Source organism: Labrys sp. WJW (assembly GCF_001676615.1).
Taxonomy (GTDB): domain Bacteria; phylum Pseudomonadota; class Alphaproteobacteria; order Rhizobiales; family Labraceae; genus Labrys; species Labrys sedimenti.
Genome location: NZ_LYXZ01000133.1, coordinates 1 through 326 on the forward strand (window position 1 = coordinate 1; position 326 = coordinate 326).

Consider the following 326-nt stretch of genomic DNA (forward strand, 5'->3'; position numbering starts at 1 on the left):
GCCGCCGACACGACCAGGATCGCGCCGTCCATCTGCGCCGCACCCGTGATCATGTTCTTCACATAGTCGGCGTGGCCGGGGCAGTCGACGTGGGCATAGTGACGGTTCTTCGTCTCGTACTCGACGTGCGCCGTCGAGATCGTGATGCCGCGAGCCTTCTCTTCCGGAGCCTTGTCGATCTGGTCATACGCCGTGAACGTCGCACCGCCCGTCTCGGCAAGCACCTTCGTGATCGCCGCCGTCAGCGACGTCTTGCCATGGTCAACGTGACCAATCGTGCCGATGTTGCAGTGCGGCTTGTTGCGTTCAAATTTCTCTTTGGCCAT

1 protein-coding gene is annotated in these 326 nt (G+C 61.3%); it reads right to left on the bottom strand.

Annotation, left to right across the window (positions count from 1 at the left end; translation table 11 throughout):
* A partial coding sequence (locus BA190_RS34955) for a GTP-binding protein (protein ID WP_202908584.1) occupies window positions 1-326 on the bottom strand: 326 nt, incomplete at its 3' end.